This is a genomic window from Streptomyces sp. C1-1 (genome assembly GCF_050214755.1).
Taxonomy (GTDB): domain Bacteria; phylum Actinomycetota; class Actinomycetes; order Streptomycetales; family Streptomycetaceae; genus Streptomyces.
Genome location: NZ_CP189826.1, coordinates 865,405 through 891,632, shown reverse-complemented (window position 1 = coordinate 891,632; position 26,228 = coordinate 865,405). Strand labels below are relative to the sequence as shown.

Here is a 26,228-nt window from a genome sequence, read left to right as displayed (position 1 = left end):
ACCACCGACGCTCCCTGCTCATCCCCCGACCACGGAAGTAGGAGTGCATGAAACGCAAACCACTTTTCATGGCCCTCGCGGCCGCGTTACTTCTCGTCCTGTCGGCTGCGGGCACCTCGTTCGCCGTCGGCCTCGGGGCGGCCGCGCCGGCCAGGAGCACCGTCGCCGCCTCGGCGACCGCCGGCTGCGGCAAGGCGCCGGCCCTGACGAGCGGTACCCACACCATCCAGAGCGGTGGCCAGACACGCAGCTACATCCTCCGCGTCCCCGCCGGGTACGACAGCGGCCACCCCTACCGCCTGGTCTTCGGCTTCCACTGGCGAGGCGGCACGGCGGGCGACGTCGACTCGGGCGGTACGGACGGATACAACTGGTCCTACTACGGCCTGCGCCGCCTGGCGGACAGCGCGAACAACGGCACGATCTTCGTCGCCCCGCAGGGCATCGGCAACGGGTGGGCCAACTCCGGCGGCCAGGACATCGCCCTCGTCGACGCCATGGTCGGCCAGATCGAGGCAGGCCTGTGCGTCGACACCACCCAGTTGTTCGCCGCCGGGTTCAGCTACGGCGGTGCCATGTCCTACGCCCTCGCCTGCTCCCGGGCGACGGTCTTCCGCGCGGTCGCGGTCTACTCCGGCGCGAACCTCAGCGGGTGCAACGGCGGCAACCAGCCCATCGCCTACATGGGCCTGCACGGCATCCGGGACAACGTGCTGCCCATCTCGTCGGGACGGCAACTGCGCGACACCTTCGTCCGCACGAACGGCTGCACCCCGCAGAACCCGCCCGAGCCGGCCTACGGGAGCCTGACGCACATCATCACCACCTACTCGGGTTGCAGGTCGGGATACCCCGTCGTCTGGGCCGCGTTCGACGGAGCCGGCCATGATCCGGGCCCCATCGACGGTTCCACCGGTGACGGCTGGCGCACCTGGACGTCGGCAGCGGTGTGGCAGTTCTTCACCCAGTTCGGCTCGAACCAGCCCCCGCCCCCACCGCCCGCCGGCAATCAGGAGATCGTCGGCGACCAGTCGGGACGCTGCCTCGACATCAACAACTCCGCGACGGCCAACGGCACGCAGGCTCAACTGTGGGACTGCAACGCAGGCTCCAACCAACGCTGGACCTATACCGCCACGAAACAGCTCGTCGTCTACGGCAACAAGTGCCTGGGCGTCGGCCAGTCCGCGGGCAGCGGCACCCCCGCCGCGATCTGGGACTGCAGCGGTCAGTCGGACCAGCAATGGAACATCAACCCCGACGGTACGATCACGGCGGCCCAGTCGGGCCTGTGCCTCGACGCCAGCGGCCAGGCGACCGCCAACGGGACGAAGGTCCAGGTGTGGAGTTGCACGGGCGGTGCGAACCAGCACTGGCACACGTCCGCGTAAGGCCGGAGTCCCGCGATAACGATCTCGTCGGACAAACACATGGCCCCTAACGAGGGACGCGGTCTCATCCGATGGGGCCATAACCGAACGAAGACGTACCGCTTTCCGCGCGGGCGCGTTGCCTCAGCATGGACCGCACCGCGACCACCGGATGCCTCGTCCCGGAGGACGAGGAACAGCAGACGTCGTACGGCACACATCATGCGGCGCCGCACGAGGACCCACCCATCTACGCCGCCCTGGTCAGGGAGTGGCGGGCGCGCGGCCGGATGGTCCCGGGGGTCCGTGATCCCCAGTGGATGCTGCTGACGGCCATGGGCCCCACGGTCACGGCGCAGTTCCCCGGCCCGGCGCGAGCCGGCCGCTGGGAGCACGCTGGCAAGCTGCCCGTTCGGCGGCGTACCGACAAGCTGCCCTCACGCTGACACCGCCGACCGCCGAGCTCACGGCCCGGCGGTGTCCCGTGTGACGGTCTCCGTGCGTCCGACGGCCGGGGCTGCGGAGGGAAGGGGGCCTTCAGAGGCCGGGCCCCCGCAGGTCGGGCACCTTCGTCTCCGGGCCTGCGAGGAGAGCCGGCCGAGGGCAAGCTGCAAGGCCAGTTCCACGGCTGCCGGAACGAAGAGGGCGCCGGTACCGTTGGGCGGGACCAGCCAGCGCAGACGCCCGACGGTACGGTTCGGCGCGGGGACCGCGATCCAGGCGCCCTTGCCCGCATAGCGGATGCCCGAACCGATCCAGCGGCCCGTGGGGTCGGGCGGCAGGAAGAAGGCCACCCGCCGGGCGCAGGCGTCCGCGAGAGCGGGACCGGGTGGCTGCGGGATGCCCAACAGAGCGTCCAGGGCGGGCAGGGCCAGTTCCTCGGGCACGCTCAGAACGTCCCAGAACCGGCCGCACGCCAGAGCGGCGATGCCCAACTCACCGTGCCACTGGCGCTTGCACTCGCGTGGGTCGGTCGCAGCGGCCGCGAGCCACTCCGTTGCCTGCCGCATGGCGGTCTGCATGGTCGTCCTCCGAGTTTCCTCCGCCCGCGCAGGCGGGCGAACTTCCTCCACGCAGCCGGGGCGGCCAGGCCCGGCACATTCATGCTGGTAGATATTTGCACCTGGCGGAAGGGGTGGCGAACCATGGCGAATTCGGCAATCGGGGACGTTCTGCGGTCAGGCCAGGCCGAAGCGTTCGGCGTGGACCTGCCGTTGGGGAACTCCCAGTGTGCGCAAGGCCGCGAGCACGGCCGATGTCATCGCGGGAGGGCCGCAGACGTACACATCGCGTTCCGTTATGTCGTGAACCAGGGCACGGAGACCGTCCGGTTCGAACGGCGACGTTCCCTCTCCCCGCCGGCCGGTGAGCAGATGCAGCCGCCCGCCGCGGTCGGCGACCAGGTCTCGTACCTCGTCGATCAGAACGGCGTCGTTCTCGCTGCGCACCCGGTAGACCACGACGACGTCACCGGCCGACTCCTCCAGCAGAGCCCGCACCGGCGTGATGCCGACTCCTCCGGCGATCAGCAGGGCACCGGACCGTGACCGGTGCAGGGAGGTGAAGGCCCCGTACGGACCCTCGACGAACGCGCGGCTGCCGACCGGCACGTTCTTGAGGCCGGCGCTGGTGTTGCCGAGCGCTTTGGCGGTGAGGCGCAGCGTTCGGCCGTCGGGTGCCGCCGACAGGGAGAACGGGTTGGCCGTCCACCAGTGGTTGTGCCCGGGGAACCGCCAGATGCAGAACTGGCCGGCCCGAGCGGGCAATCTGTCGAGGTGGCGGCCGGTGACGTGCACCGACACCACGTCGTCCGACTCCGGCACCACGGCCGTGACCTCGAACCGGTGATAGGCGTTGCGCCAGACGGGCAGGATGATGCGTCCCACCACGAGGGCACCGAAGGCGAACAGCCACAGGGACCACCAGTAGACGCTCGCGAAAGCGGAGGAGCGGAAGGTCGTGGTCTCCCTCAACTGATGGACGAAAGCCAGCCCCAACGCGAGGTACAGCAGTACGTGCAGGGCGTGCCAGGTCTCGTAGCGCAGCCGCCGTCTCACATATCGCGCGGACACTCCGGCGACCACGACGATGATCGCCGCGGCGCACATCCCGAGCAGCGAGGCCGGCACGTCGGTCAGGGAGAGGAACGTCTTCGTCATCGACGTGCCGCTCAGTTTCGCGTAACCCAGCACCACCAGCACGGCGTGGGTGAGGACGGTCCACAGCAGCGTGACGCCGACCCATCGGTGCCACACCGTCAAACGGTCCATGCCCACACGGCGGTCGAACCACGGCAGGCGCGCCACCAGCAGCAACTGCAGCAGCATCAGCACGGCGGCATGCATGCCGAAGAACTTCGCGGCTGTGAGCACCCCGTTCTGGCCGGTTCCGGCGCTGAGGAACAGAACCTCGACGATCACCAGGTTGACGACGACGAACGTCCACAGCGCCCAGAGCGCCGCGAGGCCCGGGGGAACGGTGCGCCGCCGCACCTGTGTACAGGTCGCTTCCACTGCTTCCTCTTCTCGTCCGTGTTCGTCCGTGTGCGTCCGGGTGAGGCACTTCGACCGTCCTCGTGCCGCGATGCGCACCGGTCGGTTCGGGCACGCTGGCTGATTAAGCTCTTAACCACAAGCCGTCGCAGGGCAGTTGAGGAGCGTCGGGGTACGCACGACTACTTCACGAACCGAACGGGAGGCGGTGGGCAGGCTGCTCGACCGGGAGGAGAGACGGCGTCGGCTCGTGCGGCCGGTCCTGGTCCCTCGCCGGTCGACACGGCGCCCGCTGCGGATGCCTGCCGAGGTGACCGACCGGCCTGCGACCAGTCACTGAAGCTGGTACGCAGGCCGGGAGGCGTGGAGACGAGTGAACCGCTGGGACGCTATTCGGAGCTGGAGGGGAGCGCGGCGGCCGCAGCGCCGCCGAGCGCGGTCAATGCCGCGTTGTAGGCGGGCTTCTTGTTGCCGTTGCGGTCGAACAGCAGGGGGTTGTCTCCGCTGCGCCAGGAGTCGCTGTCCCGGATGCCCCACACCGTGATGCCCTTGCAGCGGGCGATGTTCATGCAGGCTTTGACGGTGTTGGTGTAGGCGGTCGCCGGGGCCTGGGCGATGTCGAGTTCGGTGATCTGTACGTCGACGCCGAGGGCGGCGAAGTTGTTCAGCGTGGTCTGGAAGCCGGCGGGCGGTCCGCCGGTGCCGAAGTGGGACTGGAAGCCGACGCAGTCGATGGGCACGCCGCGGTTCTTGAAGTCGCGGACCATGTTGTAGACGCCCTGGGTCTTGGCGTCGGACCAGTTCTCGATGTTGTAGTCGTTGTAGCAGAGCTTGGCGGCCGGATCGGCGTTGCGTGCGGTGCGGAAGGCTTCTTCGATGAAGCCGTTGCCGAGGACGTTCTGGAAGACCGAGGAGCGGTGCTGGCCGCTGCCGCCGTCGGCGAAGGCCTCGTTGACCACGTCCCAGGCGTAGATCCTGCCCTTGAAGTGGTTCATCTCGGTGGTGATGTGGTTGTTCATCACGCTGCGCAGGGTGCCCGCGTCGGTGATGGAGCTGACCCAGCCCGGCAGTTGGGAGTGCCAGACCAGGGTGTGGCCGCGCATCCGCTGACCGTGCGCGGCGGCGTGGCTGACGATCTGGTCGGCGGGCCCGAAGTTGAAGCTGCCGCGGGAGTGCTCGGTGGTGTCCCACTTCATCTCGTTCTCGGGCGTGATCATGTTGAACTCGCGGTCCAGGATGCCGGAGTACGTCGAGTCGCCCAGCTTCCCGGCGGCCACAGCCGTTCCGAAGTAACGGCCGGACTGGGCGGCCTGGGCGCCGAGCGTGGAGGCCCGGACGGCGTCGGGGGCGGCGCTCGCGGCGCCCGGTGTCACCAGGGCGGCCAATGCCAGCAGGGCTGACACCGAGGCTCGGCGACGGCCGAGCCGCTTCAGCGGGTTCATGTCTCTCCTCGTACGGTTGGGTGGGGGGTTGCGCCGTGCACTGGATCGGATGGGATCAGGGCGTCGACAGCTCGAACCGCAGGACGCGGACCGCGCCCCCGAGTGCCTGTGTGGCGTGGTTGAAGAGTGCGAATCGGTAGCCCATGAAGAAGCGCCAGTCGTTGCCCATCGAGAAGGCGGGCCCGAGCCGGGTGAAGTTGATGCCGTCGGTGCTGTAGGAGAAGGTCCCTGGGCGGGCCGAACCGGGCCGGATGTCGGCCGTCGCGCGCAGCCAGACACGGTCGCCCGACGTGGCCGCGCTCGCGAGCTCGGTGCCGGTCCCGGTGGTGTTCCAGCTGCCGTCCATGGTCAGCCCGCCGACCATCGCCACCCGTTTCACTCCGCCGTCGCGCTTGACCCCGATCCACGCGGAGGAGTCGCGCAGCAGCGCGAGCCCGGCCCGGTCGCCGTCCCGCATCGCCGAGTGGTCGATCAGGACCGTGGCCGTGGAGGTGGGGCCCTGGATGCGGTGTGTGAGGCTGTTGCGGGCCCAGTACAGGTCGTTGGTGACAGTGGCGGTCCGCAGGGTCAGGCCGTTGCCGAGGGACCACTTGGTGTTGTCCGGGTTGTGGTTCCATTCCCACGCCGGCTTGAGGGCCGTGCCGTCGAAGGTGTCAACACCGGTCATGGGAGCGACCCGACGGGAAGCCGCGGGCACGGCCGGGCTCGGGTACGCGTTGCCCCACGCGCCGTTGACCAGTTGCACGACGGGCCAGCCGTCCGAGGTCCAGGTGACCGGCGCGAGGACGGGCACCCGTCCGCCGGGATACGCGTCCACGAAGGCCATGTAGTACCAGGCACCGCCCTGGGTCTGCACCAGCCCGCCCTGGTGCGGGACACCGCCGCCGGGGATCGGCCCGCGCAGATCGAGGAGGACCTGCCGCATCGTGTACGGACCGAAGGGGCCGCTCGACGACTTCAGGATGTACTGGCCGTTGGCGGGACGGGTCACGAAGATGTAGTACTGCCCGTTGATCTTGTAGAAGCGGGAGCCTTCGAGGGTGCCGACACTCGACGGTGCGGTGAACACCTGCTGCGTGCGCACCTGGTTGCGGCCGTCGGGCGACAGCTGCGCCACGCTGATGGTGGTGTTGCCGTAGGCGACGTACAGGGAGTCGTCGCTGTCGATGAGAAGACCGGCGTCGTAGTACGCAGTACCGATCGTCGTCAGTCTGCTCCACGGCCCCTCGACGGCGGTGGCGGTGTAGAGGTACGTCTTCGCGAAGTCGATCTGGCCGAGCCAGTAGAACGTCCTGTTGCTCGGGCGGTAAGCCAGTGAGGACGCCCAGATGCCCCTTACGTAGCCCCGGGCGCCGTTCAGGTCGTACTTGGCGCCGAAATCGAGGACCGGAACCGAGTGACCGGCGATCTCCCAGTTGACCAGGTCGTAGGAGCGCAGAACGGGCGCGCCGGGGGAGTAGTGCATCGTCGACGCCGAGGCGTAGTAGGTGCTGCCGACGCGGATGACGTCGATGTCCGCGAAGTCCTGCCAAACGACCGGGTTGGTGTACTCAGCGCCTTCGCCTACGGCATGGGAACGGGAGGAGCCGGCCTGCGGAAGAGCCACGCCGGTGAACAGGCCGGTGCCCGCGGCCAGGGCCCGACGACGGGACATGGGTTGATCAGAACATGACAGGTCCATGAGCGTGACACTCCCTGTGATCCCGGGCCGGAAAGACATCGTGTTCGTGATGCCGAACACGGATCGACTCATCGAGCACCCTGGATGATAGGAGGCTGGTCGGGGCCGTCAAGCCTTCTCGCATGATTCGCCTTCAGCATCGAAACATTCGAAGCTCTCAGGGTGCGTTTCCTGCACGTCAGTCGGCAACTCCTCCGGATGGAGGACTTGCGCAGCAATGCGTCGCGACATATCCGGCGGCCGTCTCCGACGTCCGCGGAAGCGGCACTTTCCGAATGGGATCCGAAATTGCGCACGCACCTGGCGGCACGAACGTGCCTGTGGGGCGCGAGAGTGGGAGGGATGCGCGGTGTCGGCCGAGCGCAGCCAGGGTGCGTGGGTGGCGATGATGTTCGCACCGCCTGACAGGCACTGGCCGCCGTCCCGCCGTGCTGTTCACGGCGGGACGGCGGGGAGCACGTGCGACGCTGCTCAGCCGTTGGGGAGGATGGCGGCCCGGCCGTTGATCTTCCCGGCGTGCAGGCGCCGCGGGGTGCGGGTCAGGCGGGCTGTGCGTCCCCGTCCGTGTCGCGCAGCGGCGGGAGGAACAGTGAGAGGGCCAGGGCCACGACCGTGACCAGGGCGCCGAGCCAGAAGATCCAGGTGTAGCCGTTGAGCATGTTGAGCATGCCGCTGGTCAGGTCAGTTCCAGGACGAGCTTGCCGACGTTCTCCCCGCGGAAGAGCATCTGCAGGATCTCGGGGAAGTCGTCCACGGTTCCGCCGACCAGGTGCTCCTTGACCTTGATGCGGCCGGTGCCGATCCAGGCGGAGATGTCCTGCGCGGCCTGCGGGAAGCGCTTGGCGTAGTCGAAGACCACGAAGCCCTCCATGCGGGCCCGGCGCACCAGCAGTGAGAGGTAGTTGGAGGGGCCCTTGACCGGCGCGGTGTTGTTGTACTGGCTGATCGCTCCGCAGATCACGACGCGCCCGTGCATCGCCAGGCGCGTCAGGGCGGCGTCGAGGATGTCTCCTCCGACGTTGTCGAAGTAGACGTCGATACCGTCGGGAGCGTGCTGCCGCAGCGCCTTCCTGACGTCCTCGGCGCGGTAGTCGATCGCCGCGTCGAATCCGAGTTCGTCGACGAGCAGGGCGCACTTCTCCGGCCCGCCGGCGATGCCGATGACCCGGCAGCCCTTGGCCTTGGCGATCTGACCGGCCATGGTGCCGACCGCCCCGGCCGCCCCTGACACCACGACGGTCTCACCGTCCTTCAGCGCCCCGACGTCCAGCAGGCCGAAGTAGGCGGTCATGCCGGGCATGCCCAGCGCGCCGAGATAAGTCGAGGGCGGGGCGAGGGAGGTGTCGACCTTCAGGGCGCCCTTGCCGTCGGAGACGACGTACTCCTGCACGCCGAAGGTGCCGACCACGTGGTCGCCCGGCTGGAAGTCGGGATGGTTCGAGGCGGTGACCTCGATGACCGACCCGGCGCGCATCACCTCGCCGATGCCCACGGGCGGCAGGTAGGAGGGGCGGTCGTCCAGCCAGCCCCGCATCGCCGGATCCAGCGAGATGAAGCGCGTACGGCCGGCGAAGAGGCCGGGGCCGGGCTCCTCGACGGGGGCGGAACAGTGCTCCCAGTCCTCGGCTTTCACGTCACCCGTCGGGCGGGCGGCCAAGCGGATCTGGCGGTTGGTCGCGGACATCGCGCCTCCTGTCGTGCGGCAGTGTGCGGCTCGAGGCAGCGTACCGACCAGTAGGTATGAGAGGGGTGTGTCGGTGGTCACATGCAGGCCGGACAGTGGGGTCTCGGGTTGTCCTATCTCTTTCGGCCGATAGCGCAAGGTGAAGCAAGTCACCGTCTGTTGACGTTGGCCGGTGCTCGTCCGACGGGTTAGGTTCCAGCGATCACGGGGCAGGACGTCGTAACCCCCCGAGCGCAGATCTCCCTTTCGCACCCTCCCTTGACGAGAGATACAGGACATGTCTGCTCAAGAACGCTCACACCACCCCCCGCGCCGCGTCGGCGTCGTGGCCGAGTCCGTCTCCGGGGAGACGCGGGTCGCGGCGACCCCGGCTACGGTACGACTGCTGCTGGGCCTCGGCTACGAGGTCGTCGTCGAGTCCGGGGCCGGCGAGGCCTCCGGCTTCGACGACCAGGCCTACACCGACGCCGGCGCGGGGATCGGCGAGGCCTGGGACACGGACGTCGTCCTGAAGGTGAACGCCCCTTCCGACGCTGAGATCCACCGGCTGCGGCGGGACGCGACCGTGGTGGCCCTGCTGAGTCCGGCTCAGAAGCCCGAACTGCTCCAGGCGCTCGCGAACGCCGGCGTGACCGCTCTGGCGCTGGACGCGGTGCCCCGCATCTCGCGGGCCCAGTCGATGGACGTGCTGTCGTCGATGGCGAACATCGCCGGATACCGCGCCGTCATCGAGGCCGCGCACGTATTCGGACGGTTCTTCACCGGCCAGGTCACCGCGGCGGGCAAGGTGCCGCCGGCCAAGGTGCTGGTGGCCGGCGCGGGCGTGGCCGGCCTCGCGGCGATCGGCGCCGCTTCCAGCCTCGGCGCCGTCGTACGCGCCACCGACCCGCGGCCGGAGGTCGCCGACCAGGTGAAGTCGCTGGGCGGCGAGTACCTTCCGGTGAACGTCGACCAGGAGGCGAGCACCGACGGCTACGCCAAGGCGACGTCCGCCGACTACGACCGCGCCGCCGCCGAGCTCTACCACCAGCAGGCCGAGGACGTGGACATCGTCATCACCACGGCGCTGATCCCGGGCCGGCCCGCGCCGCGCCTGCTGACGGCCGAGGACGTGGCCGTGATGAAGCCGGGCAGCGTCATCGTCGACATGGCCGCGGCGATGGGCGGCAACGTCGAAGGCACCGTGCCCGGACGGACGGTGGTCACCGACAACGGCGTCACCATCATCGGCTACACGGACCTGGCCTCCCGGCTCCCGGCCCAGGCCTCACAGCTGTTCGGCACCAACCTGGTGAACCTGCTGAAGCTGCTCACCCCGGACAAGGACGGGCAGCTGACGATCGACTTCGACGACGTCGTGCAGCGGGCGGTGACCGTCGTACGCGACGGTGGAGTCACCTGGCCGCCCCCGCCCGTCGCGGTCTCGGCCGCCCCCGCCGCGCAGCCCGCGGCCGCGCCCGAAGCGCCCGAGCCCAAGCAGGCCGGACCGACACCCGCGCGGCGCTTCGGCCTGATCGGGCTCGGCATGCTCGCGATGTTCCTGCTGGTGGCCTTCGCGCCCGCCCAACTCGCCGGGAACTTCACGGTGTTCGCCCTGGCGGTGGTGATCGGGTACTACGTCATCGGCAAGGTGCACCACGCGCTGCACACCCCGCTGATGTCGGTGACCAACGCGATCTCCGGAATCGTCGTGATCGGCGCCCTGCTGCAGATCGGCCACGAGAGCTGGCTCGTCACCACGCTGTCCTTCGTGGCGATCCTGCTGACGAGCGTCAACATCTTCGGAGGCTTCGCCGTCACCCGCCGCATGCTGTCCATGTTCTCGAAAGGCTGAGCCGAGATGACCTCCCTGACGGCCTCTCACGCGGCCGACCTGGTCGCCGCCCTGCTGTTCATCCTGAGCCTGGCCGGCCTCTCCCAGCACCGCACCTCCCGGGCCGGCGTCGTCTACGGCATCGCCGGCATGGCCCTCGCCCTGGTCGCCACCGTGATCGTGGCGGCGCAGAGCATCAGCGCCGGCGCGGTAGCGCTGATCGTGCTGGCGATGGCGCTCGGCGCGGCGATGGGCCTGTGGCGGGCCCGCCGCGTCGAGATGACGCAGATGCCCGAACTGATCGCCGTCCTGCACAGCTTCGTCGGCCTCGCCGCGGTGCTGGTGGGCTGGAACAGCTACCTGGAGGTGGAGTCCCACGGATCGGCGCAGACGGAGATCGGCGCCGACCTGCTGGGCATCCACCACGCCGAGGTGTTCATCGGCATCTTCATCGGCGCGGTCACCTTCACCGGCTCGATCGTGGCGTTCCTGAAGCTCTCGGCGCGCATCAAGTCCCGTCCCCTGATGCTGCCGGGCAAGAACGCGCTGAACGTCGGCGCCCTCGCGGCGTTCGTCGCGCTGACCGCCTGGTTCACCGCCAGTCCGAACCTGCCCCTGATGATCGCGGTGACCGTGCTGGCGCTGGCGCTCGGCTGGCACCTCGTCGCCTCGATCGGCGGCGGCGACATGCCGGTCGTCGTCTCCATGCTGAACAGCTACTCGGGCTGGGCGGCGGCCGCGGCCGGCTTCCTGCTGGACAACAACCTGCTCATCGTCACCGGAGCACTGGTGGGCTCCTCCGGCGCCTACCTGTCCTACATCATGTGCAAGGCGATGAACCGGTCCTTCCTCTCCGTCATCGCGGGCGGCTTCGGTATCGAGGCACCGTCCGGTGGCGAGGAGGAGCACGGCGAGCACCGCGAGGTGCGGGCCGCGGAGGCGGCCGAGATGCTGGCCCGGGCCCGCTCGGTGATCATCACCCCCGGCTACGGCATGGCCGTCGCCCAGGCACAGCACCCCGTCGCCGAGCTGACTCGGCGGCTGCGCGAGCGGGGCGTCGAGGTCCGCTTCGGCGTCCACCCCGTCGCCGGGCGGCTGCCCGGGCACATGAACGTGCTGCTCGCCGAGGCGAAGGTGCCCTACGACATCGTCCTGGAGATGGACGAGATCAACGACGACTTCGCGGACACCTCGGTCGTGCTGGTCATCGGTGCCAACGACACCGTCAACCCGGCCGCGACCGACGACCCGAGCAGCCCGATCGCCGGCATGCCGGTGCTGCGGGTCTGGGAGGCCGAGCAGGTCGTCGTCTTCAAGCGCTCCATGGCATCCGGCTACGCGGGCGTGCAGAACCCGCTGTTCTTCCGCGAGAACAGCAGCATGCTCTTCGGTGACGCCAAGCAGAGCGTCGAGGAGATCCTGCAGGCGCTCGGCACCGACGGCCGGCACGAAGCGGCCCCGGCCACCCGCCAGGCGAAGGTGCCGAGCCACTGACGGCATCACGCTACGGCGCGGCAGGCGCGACGGCCCGGGTGTGGGGTATGCCCACGCCCGGGCCGTCGGCGTCGCGTCAACCCTCCGTCGGTCTCCGGCAGTCCTGTTCGGGATCGCCGCCCGGCCGGAGCATCTGGCTCGCCGCCAGTTCGCCGTAGGGGACGCCATGGGTGAGCAACTCCTCGTGGCGTCCGGAGGCGACGGTGCGGCCGTCCCGCATCACCACGATCCGGCCGCGTGTTGCACGGTGCACGGGCGGTGGGCGATGACCAGCAGGGCGCATTCCTGGGCGACGTCCTTCATGACGGTGGCGAGCGCCGATTCGTTGATGGCGTCGAGGTGCGAGGCGGGCTCGTCCAGCAGGAGCAGCGCCGGCCGGACGAGCAACGCACGGGCCAGGGCGATGCGTTGGCGTTCGCCGCCGGAGAGCGTGCAGGTGACGTTGTCGCGCAGGCCAGGTCGCGGATCACCACACCGCCCCTGACGGCTACGCGCGGCGACGGCCTCCTCCGGTGCCTCGCGGATCAGCGGCGCGGCCCGTCGGGAGCCCGACCGGGAAGCGGCCGTGGCACCTGGGGCCTGAGCAAGGGTCGGACAATGTGCGAACTCCGCCCGCCGGGGGTTGTGCGCTCCCCCCAACCACGGCTCGCCGCGTGTCGTCCGACGGCCGGTCACCGCGCCGGCTCCACGAGGTCGCCGCCCTTCGCGAGCAGGCGGCGCCCGGTATGAAGACCGTGTGTGGATGGAGTGGTCCGGTGGAGTGGCACCGCCGGGGATGTGCTTGTTCGACGGTTCTTCGGGTACCGCGTTTGAATGAGGCCGGAATCCGTATAACCAGGAAATTACTGAAAGTGATGTGTGCGTGACTCGTCTCAGTGGCGCGGGGGACGACCAGACGAACGGACGGGGTACTGAGCCCCGCTCTGTTGCGCTGGAGATCGCCGATGCCGTGGACGGTCTGGCGCTTCTGTGGTCGGTGGCCGCTCAGGGAGCCAGCCTGAGGCTCTCGCCGCACCAGTTGCGGGCCTTGCGGATCCTGGAGGCGGAGCCGGGGCAAAATCTCACGGCGTTGGCCGAGGGCATGGACATAGGGCTGCCGACGGCCAGCCGCCTGTGCGACCGGCTGGAGGCGGCCGGTCTGCTCGAGCGCGTGCTGCATCCGCACAAGCGGCGCGAGGTGCAGCTGATCCTCACGGGACGCGGCCGGCAGGTGCTGAGCGAGGTGGCCGAGCGCAGGGCGCAGGCGCTCGCCGCGGCCCTCGCGACCATGACACCCGGCGAGCGGGCGGCACTGAGCGGAGGGCTGCGCGCGTTCCGGAACGCTCACGAACGTGTCGACAAGGAAGCCGGCGGCACCTTCCTGTGACGCGCGGGGTTCAGCGGCGGCCGTTCCAGTCGAGACAGACCACGGCGGCGTCGGAGAGCAACTCCCTGCTGCCGTAGTGCTCGATCAGTCCGGCGACGACCGCGCGCGCCGCCTCGTGCGGCTCCGCGCTGCGGGTGGCGCCCAGGACCTGGCGCAGGACCCGCTCGCCGAAGAGGTCGCCCGCCGCGGAGCGGGTGCCGTGCACACCGCTGCTGACGGCGATGAGACGGTCGCCGGGCTCGACGTGGAAGGTCTGCTCCTCGTAGAGGGTCTCTTCGAACATGCCCAGCGGCAGCTGGGCGTCCAGCTCGATGCGCTCGGTGTGGCCGCCGCGCTGTCGGAACAGCTGCGGCGAGCCTGCGTCCACGGCGTGCACGGTGCCGGTGTCCAGATCGAAGTGCAGCAACAGCGTGGAGGCGTAGGCCTTGCCGCCGTACTGGGCGAAGACGGCCTGGTCGGCCAGGGCCGCCTGGTCGGCGAGACCGATGCCGGCACGACGGGCGTTGCGCAGGGCGCTGACCGTGAGACTGGTGAGCAGGGAGGCGTCTATGCCCTGGCCCATGCCGTCGGTGACGGTGAGGGTGAGGTGGTCGGCGCTGGTGGACCAGTCGAAGTTGTCGCCGCCGATGGCGTAGGCGGGTTCGAGGTGGGCGCCGATGATGTACTCCCGGCGGGCGCAGCCCCGGCCGGGCAGGAGCTGCCACTGCATCTCGGCGGCGAGGGTGAGGCGCCGGGTGCGGCGGGCCTGGAGGTAGAGGTCGGTGTCGCGGCCGGCGGTGGTGACCTCGTGGCCCAGTGCCGTGGCGAAGTCGCCGAGCTGGAGCACGGTGTCCGGGGCGACGGTCCGCGCGGGCAGCCGTACGGAGAGGATGCCCAGACGGTCGCCGCGCACGGTGATGGGCAGATGCACCAGATGGCCGGAGGGCTCGTCCAGGACTTCGACGACCGGTTTCTGCGTGACGAAGGCGCTGCCGGCCGGTCCCTCGTCACACGGAACGGGCATGTCGGTGTGCGGCAGGTGGGTGACCGGCTGCAGAACGGTCAGTCCGTAGTCGGCCAGCAGCAGGGTGACCTCCTGGGCGCCCATCCGCTCGGCGAGCAGACGGCGGGCGGTGGCGACCAGCGCGTGGGGCGGGGCGGTCCGCAGCAGGGCTTCTGCCGACGGCAGCGGTTCAGATGCGTTCACGGCATTCACTCTCTCGCCTGGTGCTCCCCACGCTACCGCGAGAGGGCCGGTTCCCAGGGGGTTCGTGATGGACGGGGGATCGGTCCGCCTGCGCGTGCCTGCTCGGCGCGGGGGGCTTCACGGTGTGGCACAGCAGCGGGCATACGTCGTCGACGCGTTCGGAGTCGTGCAGAAGAGGCTTGAGCACGGTGTCCGCCGCGGCGTCCGGGTCCTGTTCCAGTTCGGATGCGCTCACCGCCTCCAGGGCCTGACGGAGACGTCCGATCCCGGCATCGATGCCCTCGCCCCGGCGCTCGACCAGGCCGTCGGTGTACAGCTCCGCCTCGGCGCGTGCGCTCTGCTCGGCCTCGAGCAGCTCGCGCTGGGTGTGCGCCGCGGCCTCCAGGTCGCAGTGCAGTGCCAGGACGCCCTGTTTGGTCTGGTGCGGTTCGTCCCCGTGCAGACGGAGGAGGGCTTCCTGCGCGTCGAGGAGGCTCAGGACGGCCGCCGTGTCCTGATCCGCGCGGAGCAACGCCTCCGCCAACGGCGGGGCGGCACGGCGGCCGGCGCGGGCGGGCGGATGAGGCAACGGGCAGGTGAGGACCGGGTCTTCGGCCGGTTCCGGCGCGCAGGCGCCGGCCGGAGTCAACGACGCGTTCAGGCACCCGCCCCTTCCGCCGGTGCCTTGCTCGACGTGGAGCGGGAGTCGCCACTGTCCACCCTGGCCGAGGCAGTGGCGCGGCCGTGCCGTCAGCGCGGTGAGGAACCGGGCCCGCTGCAGTGCCGGTGCTCCGCCGGCGATGGCGATGCGGTCGACGGCCGCGCGGGCCCGGGCGGCGTCGGCGGTCGTCGTGATCTTCCAGACGTCCGTGGCCTGCGTCATGGACGTCCGTCCGGCGGTGGCGGAGCGAGTACGGCCACGCTGGCGTCGTCGCGCAGGGGGCGGGCGGCGCTCCCGGCGTCCCTGAGGACGACCGCGGCCACCACGGCCGGGTCGTGGTCGCCCAGCCGGGGCTCACTCGGGGGCACCCAGCGGCTGGGCAGTCCGTCGCTGTGCAGGACGAGCAGGCCGTCCGGCCGCCAGGCGCTCTCGTGCACGGGCACGTTGGCGGGGAAGTGGGCTCCGACGATGCCCGGGTGGGAGAGCAGGGGCTGCCAGGTGGAGTCCGTGCGCAGCCGGGCGCCGATGTTGCCGACGCCGGCGAACGACAACCGGCCGGTCTCCTCGTCGAGTTGTGCGACGCCGACGGCCGCGCCCCGGGTGTCGCGCAGCGCGGTGTGCAGGTGCCGCAGGATCTCCGCGGGGGGCCGGTCGGCGCAGCGGTGCAGGCCCTCGATCGCGGCCGCGGACGCCTCGGCGGCCTTGTCCCCGTGACCGAGTCCGTCGGAGAGCATCAGCGTGACGCGCGGGCCGGAACGCACCCGGCTGAAGGCGTCACCGGAGTGCTCGGCATGGGCCAGGGCAGTCGTGATCCCTCCGGCCCGGACGCCCGTACGGAGACGGTGCGGCTCGGCGTGGGCACTGCCCGGCACCCGCGCCCGGCCGATCCGCGCCACCGCGACGGTGCCCTGCCCCGGGCGGCTGTGCAGGTCGAAGGCGTGGGCGATGCGCAGACAGGTGCCCAGCCCCGCGCCGAGCGAGGACGAGGCGGTGGTGTGACCGTCGCGCAGCGCGGCCGCAACGTTCCCGATGCCCGGCCCGTGATCGAGTGAGGTGATCTGCACACCGGCCACGTCGGGCGCGAGGGTGTCCGAGGGCCCGGTCAGGTTGATGACGATGCGGCCGCCGACGGCGTGCTTGACGAGGTTGCTCGCCAGTTCGGTGGCCACCAGGGCGGCGACCGCGATGGCGTGCGGATCCAGTCCCGCGTGGGCGCAGGCGGCCTCGACGGCGACGCGTACGTCCCGGACCCTGGTGCTGTCCTGGACCGGGATGTCCCACACCCTGGTCATGACGCACCCGTCCGGGGGGCGGGCACGCCCGAGACCCAGTCGGTGATGGTGACGGTCGTGCCCTGCCCGGGTCGGCTTTCGAGGGTGAACTCCTGCACGAGTCGCTTGGCGCCGCTCAGGCCCATGCCGAGGCCGCCGCCGGTGCTGTAGCCGTCGGTCATGGCCAGCTCCGGGTCCCGGATGCCGGGGCCGCTGTCGACGAACGACAGGCGCAGTCCGCGGGCCACACCTTCTCTGAGCGGCGTGGACTCCATGTGGCCGCCGCCGCCGTGGACGAGCGTGTTGCGGGCCAGTTCACTGGTCGCGGTCACCAGCTTCGTCTGCTGGACGAGGTTGAAACCGGCCTCGGCAGCGGCCTGGCGGACGTGCTGGCGGATCCAGGCCAGGTCCGCGTCCGAGGTGATGGGCAGGCGGGAGGTCGAGGCGGTTCGGGCATGCATCACGCACCCTCTTCCGGGTGAGGGGGCGGGGCGGCGGAGGGCGTGCGGCCCAGCAGGGCGAGGGCGTCCTCGACGTTCAGGGCCGTGACCAGACCGGGAAGGGTCAGGCCCAGCTCGACCAGGGTGATGGCCACGGCCGGGCGCATGCCGGCCAGGACGGTCCGTGCGGCCAGCAGGCGCGCGTTCGCGGCGATCTCGGCCAGGACGCGACCGAGGAAGGAGTCGACGATCTCCACACCGGAGATGTCGATCACGACGCCGCCCACCCGCGCGGGGCCGGCGGCGATGCGGTGCGTGATGTCGTGCTGGAGCTGCTCGGCCGCTCCGTCGTGCAGGTCTCCCTGAAGGGTGACCAGCAGGATGTCTCCCAGCGCCAGTACGGGCACCGGCGCCGACCGGGCGGCGGAGAAGCCGGTCACCGCGGACTCGCTCCTACGGCGACGGGTCGTGCGGGGACGACGATGTCCTGGTCGCCGAGGGCGTGGGCCAGGGCGTCGGCGAGCGTGGCCCGCGTCAGGATGGAACCGAGGTCGATCCCGAGGTGGACGATGGTCTGCGCGATGGCGGGGCGGATGCCGGAGACGATGCACTCCGCGCCCATCAGCCGCGCCGCGGCGACCGTCTTCATCAGGTGCTGGGCCACGAGCGAGTCCACCGTGGGCACGCCGGTGATGTCGAGGATGGCGTAGGCGGCCCGCTGCTCGACGATCGCTTCCAGCAGGCTCTCCATCACGACCTGGCTGCGGGCGCTGTCCAGGGTGCCGATCAGGGGAACGGCGACGATGCCCTTCCACAGTTTGATGACCGGCGTCGCCACCTCCATCAGCTGCTGGCGCTGGCGGGAGATCAGCTCCTGGCCCGCGTGCATGGTCGTGTCCAGCACCACCAGGCGGAGCGTGCCCATCAGGATCGTCAGGGCGAGCGTGCGGGCGTGGAGGTCCGGGTCCGCGGGGTCCGCGCACTCGGCGCGCAGCATGGCGGTCACCGGCTCGCGCAGTCCGACGACCTCGCCGTCGATGTGCACCGAGCCGAATCCGGCCTGTGCGCGGGAGGCGGACATCCGGCCCAGCTGGTCACGCACGGCGTCGAAGCCGGGAGCCGCGCCGTCCTCCAGCCGTCCGGAACGGGCCACGTCGGCCAGCGCGTCCACCACGGCCTTGCACGCTTCGACCGCCTCGTCCCGGGAGACGGTGAAGACCGTGCGGAACAGGGCGGCATCCGCCCACCGCTGGGCGATCTGTTCACGGCGCCGTTCCAGGAAGGCGCCCAGCTCCTTGGCCGCCTCGGGGGCCGTGTCGTGCTCCGCCACCTGCATCGTCTCCCTGCTGCCGGGCGCTGCGGCCCGCCGGTCGGCAGGCCATCAGGCAATTATTGCCGCATGGCAAACATTAGCGCGAGGGGATGTCGTGGACCAACCACTGCTCGCCGTCCGTCGGCGGGCTCGCCGGTCACCCTTGCGGTGTCCGGCCGCGCCAGTCCAGGCATACGACCAGCGCGTCGTCCTTCGCCATTGCCGCCCCGCGGTGACCGGTCAGCTCCCGCAGGATGGCGCGCGGCACCTCGGCCGCGGGCAGCAGGCGCGTGGCCTGGATGGCCCGCGACAGGGCGGCCTCTCCGTAGGCCTCGCCGTTGGGGTCGGCGACGGCGTGGACACCGTCGCTGACGAACACGAGCCGGTCGCCGGGCTCGACGTCGAACTCCTGCTCCACGTAGTCGGTCTCTTCGAACATGCCCAGGGGCAGCTGCGCGTCGAAGGTGACGCGTTCCACCGTGCCGGCGCGCAGTCTCAGCAGCTGAGGGGAGCCCGCGTCCACGACACGCGCGCGGCCACTGGCCAGATCGAAGTCGAACATCAAAACGGACAGGTAGCAGCGCCCCTGGTAGTGGGCGTAGACGGCCTGGTCGGCCAGGGCCGCCTGGTCGGCGAGAGAGAGGCCGGCCCGCCGGGCGTTGCGCAGAGCGTTGATGGCGAGGTTCGTCAGCAAAGACGCCTCTATGCCTTCTCCCATCCCGTTGGTGACGTACAGCATCAGATGGTCGACGGTGCTGGACCAGTCGAAATTGTCGCCGAAGATCGCGTAGGCGGGCTCCAGCTGGGCGCCGAGGTCGTACTCGGGCCGTGAGCAGGAACGGCCGGGCAGGAGCTGCCACTGCATCTCGGCGGCCAGCGTCAGCCGGTCCTTGCGCCTTGCCTGGAGGTACACGTCGGTGTCGCGCTCGGCGACGATCACCTGGTAGCCCAGTACGTTGGCGACCTCGGCGAGCTCTGCCTCCCACTCGGGTGTCGCGTCGCTCACGGGCAAGTTCACCGACAGCACGCCGAGCCGGTCGCCGCGGACGCTGACCGGCAGGTGCAGGCGCACCCGCCCGTCGCGCAGCTGCTCGCGGGACGGCGTCTGCGCGCCGAAGGCCCGGCCGGCCGGGCTGCTGTGCACGGACACCGGTTCCAGCGTGTGCGGCAGCACGGACACCGGCTGCAGCACGGTCAGGCTGTAGTCGGCCATGAAAAGCTCGACGTCCTGGGCTCCGTACTGCTCGATCAGTACGGAGCGGACGGCGTCCAGCAGTGCGTGGGGAGCCGCTGTGCGCAGGGCGCGCTCAACGGCTACGAATCTCTTCATGATGGAAAATGCACCTATCTTTCCCCGGGCGTCGCGGCGCGTCGCTCCCGGAGGAGCCGGGTCGATCGCCCTGGTGAGCTGTGGCCCGCGGGTCGGGCCTAGTACGCTGGCACGCACCCCAGTGCCTGCGAGAGTGTGATCGTGACTGCCTTCCGCCGCCGCACCGAGCCCGATGAGGTCGCGCGTGTGACCACCACGGCCGCCGAGTTGCTGGAAGTGGTGTGGGGCCGGGCCTCGACCGCACCCACCTCCGCGTCCCAGCTGCGCGTCCTGCACATCCTTGAGCACCATGACGGCATCAACCTGCGCTCGCTCGCCGCGTCCCTCGCCTCGACACCGCCGTCCACCAGCCGCTTGTGCGACCGGCTCGTGGCCGCCGGGCTCGTCGAGCGCGTGGTGAGCGCGGAGGACCGGCGTGAGGTGCGGCTGCACCTCAGCAGTCGGGGGCGCGCGTTCCTCGCCGACCTGCGTGCCCGCAGGGAGAGGGAGCTGCGGTCGGTCCTGGCGGATATGCCCACCGCCAAACGGATCGCACTGCTGGAAGGGCTGGAGGCCTTCTGCGATGCCGCGGCGGCGCAGATACACGAGGACGCGTCCGATCCCCGCAGCCAGACCGCCTGAGCGATCGCCTGAGCCACTACTCGCGCCCTAGGTGTCTTCCTCACCTTGCGACAAGGGTGACCAGCACACGGAGTGGTCTCCGTCCACCGGAGCATTCCAGGTCCTTCCCCGCGTACTTCCGCCACGGTCACTTTGTTGCCTCACGACCATTATTGTCAAACAGCAACAGTCGGTCTCGCGGTCCCTACTCGCTATCGGTTACCCCGCGGTGGCGGATTTCTGCGGGGGATGTGCGGTTTGTCTCTCGAATGCCCCACCGCGCATGACTGACAGTCACCGGGGAAGAGCGCGCGACGCGCCGATCGCTTCGGACCCGGCTGCCAAAAGGGCGGCGGCCCTTGCGGAGGAGTCGAGGTGGGGGAGCCTCTCGTGCCGTGTACCGCAAGAACCGCCGCGCGAGGTTCTGCGGCGGGGGGGTGCCGCAACCTCTCATCACGCGCTTGCCCCGCATCGGCGGCCCTAACCCAACCAATTTCAGGGAATGTTGGGTGCTCTGCTTCGGCCCGGCCCCGCGTCCCATTTGTGGCCGAACGTGCGCTGTTTGGTTGTTCGGGACTGTTGTACAAGTGAAGGCCGTGCATTCGTGTCCGGGGGGATGCACCGCGCCGCCGAGGCGTGCGGCGCTGGTCGCTGATCGGTTCAGGGGGGAATCATGCGCAGACGTTTTCGTGGGTGGGCTCTGGTGGGGGTGGGGCTGCTCGCCGTCGGAGCCGGTCCGGCGTACGGGGTCGGTTCGGCGTCGGCCGAGCCGGTGGTGGGGTCCGTGCAGTACAGCGTGCGCGATCTCGGCACGCTGGGCGGCACCCGCAGCAAGGCGACCGCGATCGACGGCAAGACGGTCGTCGGGAGCTCGCTGACCAGCGGCGATGCCGCGGAGCACGCCTTCGCGTACGACCTGCTCAAGCACGCCATGACCGATCTCGGCACGTTGGGGGAGGCCAGCCGGGCGACCGGCGTGGAGAGGCACTACGTCGTCGGCCAGTCGGACCTCTCGGCGGACGGTCCGGATCATGGATTCGTCTACGACCTCCGGACCCGGCGCATGGTCGACATCGGCACCCTCGGCGGGAGCGGCAGCCGCATCACGGGACTCGAAGGCGACACCGTGGTGGGGACGTCGTCGCTGCCCGGCGACGCGGTCAGTCACGCGTTCGCCTACAGCCTGCGCACCCGGACCATGACCGATCTCGGCAGCCTCGCCGGCCCGTCGGGCCACAGCAGTGCGGCGGCCGTCGACGGCGCGATCGTGGTGGGCAGTTCCTCCGTGCCGGACGGTCCCGGCTCCACGACGCACGGGTTCGCGTACAGCCTGCGCACCGGGACGATGACCGATCTCGGCACCCTCGGCGGAAGTTCCAGCACGGCCAACGACATCAGCGGTTCAACCGTGGTCGGTCAGTCCCGAACGGCCGCGAACGCTCTGTCCGGTTACGCCTACGACCTGCGCACCGGTACCCGCACGGACCTGGGGCCGCGATTCCTCATCGCGCAGCTGATCAGCGGAGACACCGTGGTCGGCGGCGACAGCCTGCTCTCCAGCTCGTACGACCTCAAGACACACGAGATCCACATGATCGGGTCCGGGCGAGGTGTCACCGAGGTCCGGCAGATCGTCCGCGACGTCGTCGTCGGCGACAACTTCGCCCCCAACTCGTTCGCCTTCGTCGCCCGTGTCGACAACGGCGACTTCACCTACCTGCCCTCCCTCGGCGGCCTCAACTCCGCCGCGGCACAGGTCAACGGTCACGGCGTCGTCGCGGGCAGCGCGGCCCTGCCGCCGGCCGACCCGGTCACGGCCAACGGCCCGTTCCACGCCGCCGTCTGGGTACCGCACGCGGCCGAATAGGACGGCGTGCGGGGATGGTTACTCGGCCATGGCGGCCGTCCGCAGGGTTTCACGGTGCTGCCGGGCCTTGGCCATCAACTCGTCGAGCGCGTCCCGGGTGCGGACGAGATCGGTGATGTGCTCGGAGAGCCGGTCGCGTTCCTGTGCCATCCGCTCCAGCGCGGCGTCGGAGTGCTCCTCGCTGGGCAGGTCTACGCACGGCAGCAGTTCGGCGATGGTGCGGCTGGACAGGCCCGCGGCGTACAGCCGTTGGATGAAGGCGACCCTGTCGACCTCCTCCTCGGTGTAGTGCCGCTGGCCGCTGACACTGCGCGAGCTGTTGAGCAGCCCCTGCTCCTCGTAGTAGCGCAGGGACCTGACGCTTACTCCCGTCCGTGACGCGAGTTCGCCGATGCGCATGGTCGACCTCCGGGTTGTGACCTGAGCCACAAAGCCTTGCCTCTGACATCCATGTGAGGTTTTAGCGTAACCGCCGTGCCCGAGATCCGGGCGCGGCGGACCTTGATGGAGTCATGAAGTGACGACCCTTTTCGACAGTTACCGGTTCGGAAACCTGACACTGCCCAACCGGGTGGTGATGGCCCCGATGACACGAGTGCGCGCCGCCGCCGACGGGCTGGCCACGGCGTCGATGGCGACGTACTACGCCCAGCGGGCGACCGCCGGGCTGATCGTGAGCGAGGGCGTGCAGCCGAGTCTGCTCGGGCAGTCGAGTCCGGGCACGCCGGGACTGCACACCGACGAACAGGTCGCCGCCTGGCGCCCGGTGACCGCCGCCGTGCACACCAACGGCGGGCGGATCTTCGCGCAGCTCATGCACGCCGGCCGCGTCTCGCACCCGGACACGACCGGCTCGCGGCCGGTCGCACCCTCGGCCGTCGCCGCGGTCGGTGACGTGTTCACCCCGGCCGGCCCGCGGCCCGCACCGGTGCCCCGTGCGCTGGACAGCTCCGAAGTGCCCGAGCAGGCCCGGTCGTTCGCCGAGGCGGCCGTGCGCGCGGTCGACGCGGGCTTCGACGGCGTGGAACTGCACGGCGCCAACGGCTACTTGATCTCGCAGTTCCTCTCCTCCAACGCCAACCTGCGCACGGACCGCTACGGCGGCTCGGTCACCAACCGGATCCGGTTCGCCGTCGAGGCCGTGTCCGCCACCGTCGATGCCATCGGCGGGGCCCGGACCGGCATCCGGCTCTCGCCGGGCGGGACGTTCTGGGGGGTCGAGGAAAGCGACGTCCCCGAGCTCTACACCGCGCTGCTGACCGAGCTCGCCCGGCTGGACGTGGCGTACGTCCACCTGGAGGCGACCGCGGACGACGACGTACTGCTCGACCTGCGCCGCGCCTGGCCGGGCACCCTCATCGTCAACCCGGTGCTTCCGATGGGCCCCAAGCAGACCGGCCGTACCGACGCCGACCGCTGGCTGGAGCTGGGCGCCGAACTCATCAGCTTCGGTCGGGCGTTCATCGCCAACCCCGACCTGGTCGAGCGCCTGCGCACCGGCGTGCCGATCGCACCGGTCGACGAAGCCACGTACTACCAGGGCGGCGACGCGGGATACCTGACACACCCCTCGTACCAGCACACGGCCTGAGCCCACAGAGTGTGGGGACCACCGGGGCGGGCGGTCGCGGGAAGATCGCCCCGCCCGGCCCCGGTGGACACCGGTCAGGCCGCGGTGAAGCGTTCCCACACGCGGTGGGAGCCCATCAGCTCCCGCACCCGCTCCAGCGCGGCCGTCCCGCTTTCGGTGACCACGACGCCCGGCGCGTCACCGGGTACCCCGGACGCGTGGAGGGCGTTCTCGCCGCCGGCCCAGGCGCCGATCGCCTTGCCGTGCCGGAACGCCTCCGACAGCAGCAGACCGACCCGGGGATCGGCCGCGGCGACAGCCGCGCCCGAGGGCCGGGCCTTCACGTCACGGGCGCCGAACGCGTCGCCGCCGACCCCGGGCGGCCCGGCCACCAGCAGGGCGTCGAACTCGACGGACCGCGCGGTGGCGTACGTCCGCTGGACCGTCACCGCCGCGTCTCCCGAGCCCAGGATGCCGCCCTTGGGCGCGACGACCAGAGGGACCATGCCCGCGCCGAGGATCGCCTCCCGTACGGCCTGTACGGCGTCCAGATCCCCGTCCGGACCGGCGACGATGCCGACGACACGGCCGTCCGCCGGCCAGGTGTGGCCCACCTGGGAGAGCGCCGGGCTCGGCTCGACCTCCACCAGCGGCACGCTCGGCTTCGGCGCCGGCAGGCCGAGGCCCTCCGCGACGCCCGCGCACAGCTCGGGGTCGATGTTGGCCAGGACCTGCAGCGCACGCTCCTTGACGGCCTGCTCGTAGCACTTGTTGAGCTCGAAGGTGTAGGCCGCGACGATGTGCTCGCGCTCCACCGGGCTCATGCTCAGCCAGAACCGGCGGGGCTGGCTGAAGTGGTCGGCGAACGACTCGGGGGCCTCACGCACCTTCGTCGCCTCCGGCACGCGCACGGGGGCCTCCACGAACGCACCCGCGTCCGCGCCCGCCGTGAACGGGCAGCCGCCGTCGAGGGAGTTGGGACGGTACGGTGCCACGCCCCGGTGCACGGCCGTTTGGTGCATGCCGTCGCGCAGCATGTCGTTGACGGGGGAGTGCGGCCGGTTGATGGGCAGCTGCGGGAAGTTGGGGCCGCCCAGACGGGTGATCTGGGTGTCCAGGTAGGAGAACAGCCGCCCGGCGAGCAGCGGGTCGTCGGTGATGTCGATGCCCGGGACGAGGTGGCCGACGTGGAAGGCGACCTGCTCGGTCTCGGCGAAGTAGTTCGACGGGTTGCGGTTGAGCGTCAGCAGCCCGATCGGCTGCACGGGGGCGAGCTCCTCGGGCACGAGGTTCGTCGGGTCCAGCAGGTCGATGCCCTCGAAGGTCTGCTCAGGGGTGTCGGGGAAGGTCTGGATGCCCAGTTCCCACTCGGGGTGGGCGCCGGCCTCGATGGCGTCGGCGAGGTCGCGGCGGTGGAAGTCAGGGTCGACGCCGCCCGCGATCTGCGCCTCCTCCCAGACCAGGGAGTGCACGCCCAGCTTCGGCTTCCAGTGGAACTTCACCAGCGTGGTGGCGCCGTCGGGGGCCACCAGACGGAAGGTGTGGACGCCGAAGCCCTCCATCATGCGGTACGAGCGCGGGATGCCCCGGTCGGACATGTTCCACAGAGTGTGGTGGGCGGCCTCGGTGTGCAGGGTGACGAAGTCCCAGAAGGTGTCGTGCGCGCTCTGGGCCTGCGGGATCTCCCGGTCCGGGTGCGGCTTGCCCGCGTGGATGACGTCTGGGAACTTGATCGCGTCCTGGATGAAGAAGACGGGCATGTTGTTGCCGACCAGGTCGAAGACGCCCTCGTCGGTGTAGAACTTGGTCGCGAAACCCCGCGTGTCCCGCACCGTGTCGGCCGAACCGCGGGACCCCAGCACCGTGGAGAACCGTACGAAGACCGGCGTCTCCACGTCCTTGGCCAGGAACGCCGCCTTCGTCACGGAGGCCGCGGTGCCGTAACTGCGGAAGATGCCGTGCGCCGCGGCGCCGCGTGCGTGGACCACGCGCTCCGGGATGCGCTCGTGGTCGAAGTGCATGACCTTCTCGCGCAGGTGGTGGTCCTGCAGCAGGACCGGCCCGCGCGGCCCGGCCTTGAGGGAGTGGTCGGTGTCGTACCGCCGGGTGCCCTGGGCGTCGGTCAGATAGGCCCCGGACTGGGCCACGCGCGCCTGGGCGTCACCGGTCGGCTGTCCCGTCGGGGACATGGTCTCCGGGCCGCTCTGGTCCGGCTTCGGCGGCAGCGGCTCCCGGGGTTCGGTGGGCTCGGCGACCGACGGGGACTGCGGACCCGGCTTCCCGGGGATCCCGTCCTCCGGTCCGCTGTCGCCGCCCTGGACGGCTTCGGTGACCTTCTCTGCTGCCCGCTTGAGGGGGTTGGGCTGACTCATCGATGTACCGATTCCTCTGCTCATCACCGGCCACGGTCACCGTGGCCGCGCATGTGGGGGGATCACTCAGGACTGGCGGGTGCGCCTCGATGGGCGAAACATGCCCGAATCCGCCGAGATCGGGCCTACGGCTGCCAACGTCTCACGGCGCGATCACGCGCACACCGAGCACGTGTCAGGGGAGTGAAGCGCCCGGACGGCGCAGGTCGAATCCTGTCCGGCACCATGTCGCTCCCTCCTCCGCCCGCCCGATGGGGCTGCCGCCACGACTGCGTACCCAGGTGGCGGGACTCAAGGC

Annotated in this window: 25 protein-coding genes; 8 read left to right on the top strand and 17 right to left on the bottom strand. The window is 70.4% G+C overall.

Annotation, left to right across the window (positions count from 1 at the left end; all coding sequences use genetic code 11):
- Window positions 1-68 precede the first annotated feature (68 nt).
- On the top strand, window positions 69-1,391 hold the full coding sequence (locus ACQF4J_RS03960) for a ricin-type beta-trefoil lectin domain protein (protein ID WP_351584702.1): 1,323 nt from the start codon (window positions 69-71) through the stop codon (window positions 1,389-1,391).
- Between the two features lie 128 nt (window positions 1,392-1,519).
- Window positions 1,520-1,816: a hypothetical protein gene (locus ACQF4J_RS03955; RefSeq protein WP_351584689.1), complete on the top strand. Its 297-nt coding sequence runs from the start codon at window positions 1,520-1,522 to the stop codon at window positions 1,814-1,816.
- Window positions 1,817-1,834: 18 nt separating this feature from the next.
- Here the strand turns inward: ACQF4J_RS03955 and ACQF4J_RS03950 are convergent, their stop codons facing one another.
- From ACQF4J_RS03950 to ACQF4J_RS03925, 6 genes are all read right to left on the bottom strand, one after another.
- Window positions 1,835-2,392: a hypothetical protein gene (locus tag ACQF4J_RS03950; protein ID WP_427164562.1), complete on the bottom strand. Its 558-nt coding sequence runs from the start codon at window positions 2,390-2,392 to the stop codon at window positions 1,835-1,837.
- A gap of 156 nt (window positions 2,393-2,548) precedes the next feature.
- Window positions 2,549-3,883: a ferredoxin reductase family protein gene (locus ACQF4J_RS03945; protein WP_427164561.1), complete on the bottom strand. Its 1,335-nt coding sequence runs from the start codon at window positions 3,881-3,883 to the stop codon at window positions 2,549-2,551.
- A gap of 368 nt (window positions 3,884-4,251) precedes the next feature.
- Window positions 4,252-5,304 (bottom strand): endo-1,4-beta-xylanase, encoded by a 1,053-nt coding sequence (locus tag ACQF4J_RS03940; RefSeq protein ID WP_427164560.1) that lies wholly within the window; start codon window positions 5,302-5,304, stop codon window positions 4,252-4,254.
- A gap of 55 nt (window positions 5,305-5,359) precedes the next feature.
- The gene (locus ACQF4J_RS03935) at window positions 5,360-6,958 is read right to left on the bottom strand and encodes a glycoside hydrolase family 43 protein (RefSeq protein WP_427164559.1); all 1,599 of its coding nucleotides are present in this window, start codon (window positions 6,956-6,958) and stop codon (window positions 5,360-5,362) included.
- 566 nt (window positions 6,959-7,524) lie between these two features.
- The gene (locus ACQF4J_RS03930) at window positions 7,525-7,653 is read right to left on the bottom strand and encodes a hypothetical protein (protein ID WP_427164558.1); all 129 of its coding nucleotides are present in this window, start codon (window positions 7,651-7,653) and stop codon (window positions 7,525-7,527) included.
- An 8-nt stretch (window positions 7,654-7,661) separates the two neighbouring features.
- The gene (locus ACQF4J_RS03925; protein ID WP_427164556.1) at window positions 7,662-8,669 is read right to left on the bottom strand and encodes an NADP-dependent oxidoreductase; all 1,008 of its coding nucleotides are present in this window, start codon (window positions 8,667-8,669) and stop codon (window positions 7,662-7,664) included.
- A gap of 277 nt (window positions 8,670-8,946) precedes the next feature.
- Between ACQF4J_RS03925 and ACQF4J_RS03920 the strand changes: the two genes are divergently transcribed.
- Window positions 8,947-10,503, top strand: coding sequence for a Re/Si-specific NAD(P)(+) transhydrogenase subunit alpha (locus tag ACQF4J_RS03920; protein ID WP_351575884.1), 1,557 nt, complete (start codon window positions 8,947-8,949; stop codon window positions 10,501-10,503).
- Window positions 10,504-10,509: 6 nt separating this feature from the next.
- Window positions 10,510-11,976, top strand: coding sequence for a Re/Si-specific NAD(P)(+) transhydrogenase subunit beta (gene pntB / locus ACQF4J_RS03915; RefSeq protein WP_351575887.1), 1,467 nt, complete (start codon window positions 10,510-10,512; stop codon window positions 11,974-11,976).
- Between the two features lie 76 nt (window positions 11,977-12,052).
- Here the strand turns inward: pntB and ACQF4J_RS03910 are convergent, their stop codons facing one another.
- A complete protein-coding gene (locus tag ACQF4J_RS03910) occupies window positions 12,053-12,196 on the bottom strand; it encodes a hypothetical protein (protein WP_427164555.1) in 144 nt (47 codons plus the stop codon).
- Window positions 12,196-12,651 carry an ATP-binding cassette domain-containing protein gene (locus tag ACQF4J_RS03905; protein ID WP_427164554.1) on the bottom strand — a complete coding sequence of 152 codons (456 nt, stop codon included), beginning with the start codon at window positions 12,649-12,651 and terminating at the stop codon, window positions 12,196-12,198. Before ACQF4J_RS03905 ends, ACQF4J_RS03910 begins: the two co-directional genes overlap by 1 nt.
- Before the next feature lie 187 nt (window positions 12,652-12,838).
- Here ACQF4J_RS03905 and ACQF4J_RS03900 point away from each other — a divergent pair, with 187 nt between their 5' ends.
- Window positions 12,839-13,342, top strand: coding sequence for a MarR family winged helix-turn-helix transcriptional regulator (locus ACQF4J_RS03900; RefSeq protein ID WP_351801183.1), 504 nt, complete (start codon window positions 12,839-12,841; stop codon window positions 13,340-13,342).
- Window positions 13,343-13,352: 10 nt separating this feature from the next.
- On the opposite strand, the gene ACQF4J_RS03895 is transcribed toward ACQF4J_RS03900, so the two are convergent.
- From ACQF4J_RS03895 to ACQF4J_RS03865, 7 genes are all read right to left on the bottom strand, one after another.
- Entirely contained in the window at window positions 13,353-14,537 is a 1,185-nt protein-coding gene (locus tag ACQF4J_RS03895) for a PP2C family protein-serine/threonine phosphatase (RefSeq protein WP_351575893.1), read from the bottom strand.
- Entirely contained in the window at window positions 14,515-15,390 is an 876-nt protein-coding gene (locus tag ACQF4J_RS03890) for a hypothetical protein (RefSeq protein WP_351575896.1), read from the bottom strand. Before ACQF4J_RS03890 ends, ACQF4J_RS03895 begins: the two co-directional genes overlap by 23 nt.
- Window positions 15,387-16,460, bottom strand: coding sequence for a SpoIIE family protein phosphatase (locus tag ACQF4J_RS03885; protein ID WP_351575899.1), 1,074 nt, complete (start codon window positions 16,458-16,460; stop codon window positions 15,387-15,389). Before ACQF4J_RS03885 ends, ACQF4J_RS03890 begins: the two co-directional genes overlap by 4 nt.
- Window positions 16,457-16,900 (bottom strand): anti-sigma regulatory factor, encoded by a 444-nt coding sequence (locus ACQF4J_RS03880; RefSeq protein WP_351576083.1) that lies wholly within the window; start codon window positions 16,898-16,900, stop codon window positions 16,457-16,459. Before ACQF4J_RS03880 ends, ACQF4J_RS03885 begins: the two co-directional genes overlap by 4 nt.
- Window positions 16,900-17,319 (bottom strand): STAS domain-containing protein, encoded by a 420-nt coding sequence (locus tag ACQF4J_RS03875; RefSeq protein WP_427164552.1) that lies wholly within the window; start codon window positions 17,317-17,319, stop codon window positions 16,900-16,902. Before ACQF4J_RS03875 ends, ACQF4J_RS03880 begins: the two co-directional genes overlap by 1 nt.
- Window positions 17,316-18,215: an STAS domain-containing protein gene (locus tag ACQF4J_RS03870; RefSeq protein ID WP_427164551.1), complete on the bottom strand. Its 900-nt coding sequence runs from the start codon at window positions 18,213-18,215 to the stop codon at window positions 17,316-17,318. The genes ACQF4J_RS03875 and ACQF4J_RS03870 overlap by 4 nt, the downstream gene beginning before the upstream one ends.
- Window positions 18,216-18,348: 133 nt before the next feature.
- Entirely contained in the window at window positions 18,349-19,521 is a 1,173-nt protein-coding gene (locus tag ACQF4J_RS03865) for a PP2C family protein-serine/threonine phosphatase (RefSeq protein ID WP_351801175.1), read from the bottom strand.
- Between the two features lie 186 nt (window positions 19,522-19,707).
- Here ACQF4J_RS03865 and ACQF4J_RS03860 point away from each other — a divergent pair, with 186 nt between their 5' ends.
- Both ACQF4J_RS03860 and ACQF4J_RS03855 read left to right on the top strand, forming a co-directional pair.
- Window positions 19,708-20,142 carry a MarR family winged helix-turn-helix transcriptional regulator gene (locus tag ACQF4J_RS03860; protein ID WP_427168555.1) on the top strand — a complete coding sequence of 145 codons (435 nt, stop codon included), beginning with the start codon at window positions 19,708-19,710 and terminating at the stop codon, window positions 20,140-20,142.
- Window positions 20,143-20,794: 652 nt separating this feature from the next.
- Window positions 20,795-21,988, top strand: a complete 1,194-nt coding sequence (locus ACQF4J_RS03855; protein WP_427164549.1) for a hypothetical protein — start codon at window positions 20,795-20,797, stop codon at window positions 21,986-21,988.
- A gap of 18 nt (window positions 21,989-22,006) precedes the next feature.
- On the opposite strand, the gene ACQF4J_RS03850 is transcribed toward ACQF4J_RS03855, so the two are convergent.
- Window positions 22,007-22,387 carry a MerR family transcriptional regulator gene (locus tag ACQF4J_RS03850; RefSeq protein ID WP_351575917.1) on the bottom strand — a complete coding sequence of 127 codons (381 nt, stop codon included), beginning with the start codon at window positions 22,385-22,387 and terminating at the stop codon, window positions 22,007-22,009.
- A gap of 118 nt (window positions 22,388-22,505) precedes the next feature.
- Between ACQF4J_RS03850 and ACQF4J_RS03845 the strand changes: the two genes are divergently transcribed.
- Window positions 22,506-23,579 (top strand): alkene reductase, encoded by a 1,074-nt coding sequence (locus ACQF4J_RS03845; RefSeq protein WP_427164547.1) that lies wholly within the window; start codon window positions 22,506-22,508, stop codon window positions 23,577-23,579.
- A 74-nt stretch (window positions 23,580-23,653) separates the two neighbouring features.
- Here ACQF4J_RS03845 and ACQF4J_RS03840 read toward each other — a convergent pair whose 3' ends face one another.
- Entirely contained in the window at window positions 23,654-25,930 is a 2,277-nt protein-coding gene (locus tag ACQF4J_RS03840; RefSeq protein WP_427164546.1) for a catalase, read from the bottom strand.
- Window positions 25,931-26,228 lie beyond the last annotated feature (298 nt).

Coding starts and splice junctions, on each gene's coding strand:
- ACQF4J_RS03955 (WP_351584689.1), top strand. CDS start 1,520: ATGGACCGCACCGCGACCACCGGATGCCTCGTCCCGGAGGACGAGGAA.
- ACQF4J_RS03880 (WP_351576083.1), bottom strand. CDS start 16,900: ATGCATGCCCGAACCGCCTCGACCTCCCGCCTGCCCATCACCTCGGAC.
- ACQF4J_RS03930 (WP_427164558.1), bottom strand. CDS start 7,653: ATGCTCAACATGCTCAACGGCTACACCTGGATCTTCTGGCTCGGCGCC.
- pntB (WP_351575887.1), top strand. CDS start 10,510: ATGACCTCCCTGACGGCCTCTCACGCGGCCGACCTGGTCGCCGCCCTG.
- ACQF4J_RS03920 (WP_351575884.1), top strand. CDS start 8,947: ATGTCTGCTCAAGAACGCTCACACCACCCCCCGCGCCGCGTCGGCGTC.
- ACQF4J_RS03865 (WP_351801175.1), bottom strand. CDS start 19,521: ATGAAGAGATTCGTAGCCGTTGAGCGCGCCCTGCGCACAGCGGCTCCC.
- ACQF4J_RS03840 (WP_427164546.1), bottom strand. CDS start 25,930: ATGAGTCAGCCCAACCCCCTCAAGCGGGCAGCAGAGAAGGTCACCGAA.
- ACQF4J_RS03940 (WP_427164560.1), bottom strand. CDS start 5,304: ATGAACCCGCTGAAGCGGCTCGGCCGTCGCCGAGCCTCGGTGTCAGCC.
- ACQF4J_RS03910 (WP_427164555.1), bottom strand. CDS start 12,196: ATGCGGGACGGCCGCACCGTCGCCTCCGGACGCCACGAGGAGTTGCTC.
- ACQF4J_RS03935 (WP_427164559.1), bottom strand. CDS start 6,958: ATGTCCCGTCGTCGGGCCCTGGCCGCGGGCACCGGCCTGTTCACCGGC.
- ACQF4J_RS03950 (WP_427164562.1), bottom strand. CDS start 2,392: ATGCAGACCGCCATGCGGCAGGCAACGGAGTGGCTCGCGGCCGCTGCG.
- ACQF4J_RS03885 (WP_351575899.1), bottom strand. CDS start 16,460: ATGACCAGGGTGTGGGACATCCCGGTCCAGGACAGCACCAGGGTCCGG.
- ACQF4J_RS03960 (WP_351584702.1), top strand. CDS start 69: ATGGCCCTCGCGGCCGCGTTACTTCTCGTCCTGTCGGCTGCGGGCACC.
- ACQF4J_RS03870 (WP_427164551.1), bottom strand. CDS start 18,215: ATGCAGGTGGCGGAGCACGACACGGCCCCCGAGGCGGCCAAGGAGCTG.
- ACQF4J_RS03925 (WP_427164556.1), bottom strand. CDS start 8,669: ATGTCCGCGACCAACCGCCAGATCCGCTTGGCCGCCCGCCCGACGGGT.
- ACQF4J_RS03855 (WP_427164549.1), top strand. CDS start 20,795: ATGCGCAGACGTTTTCGTGGGTGGGCTCTGGTGGGGGTGGGGCTGCTC.
- ACQF4J_RS03890 (WP_351575896.1), bottom strand. CDS start 15,390: ATGACGCAGGCCACGGACGTCTGGAAGATCACGACGACCGCCGACGCC.
- ACQF4J_RS03850 (WP_351575917.1), bottom strand. CDS start 22,387: ATGCGCATCGGCGAACTCGCGTCACGGACGGGAGTAAGCGTCAGGTCC.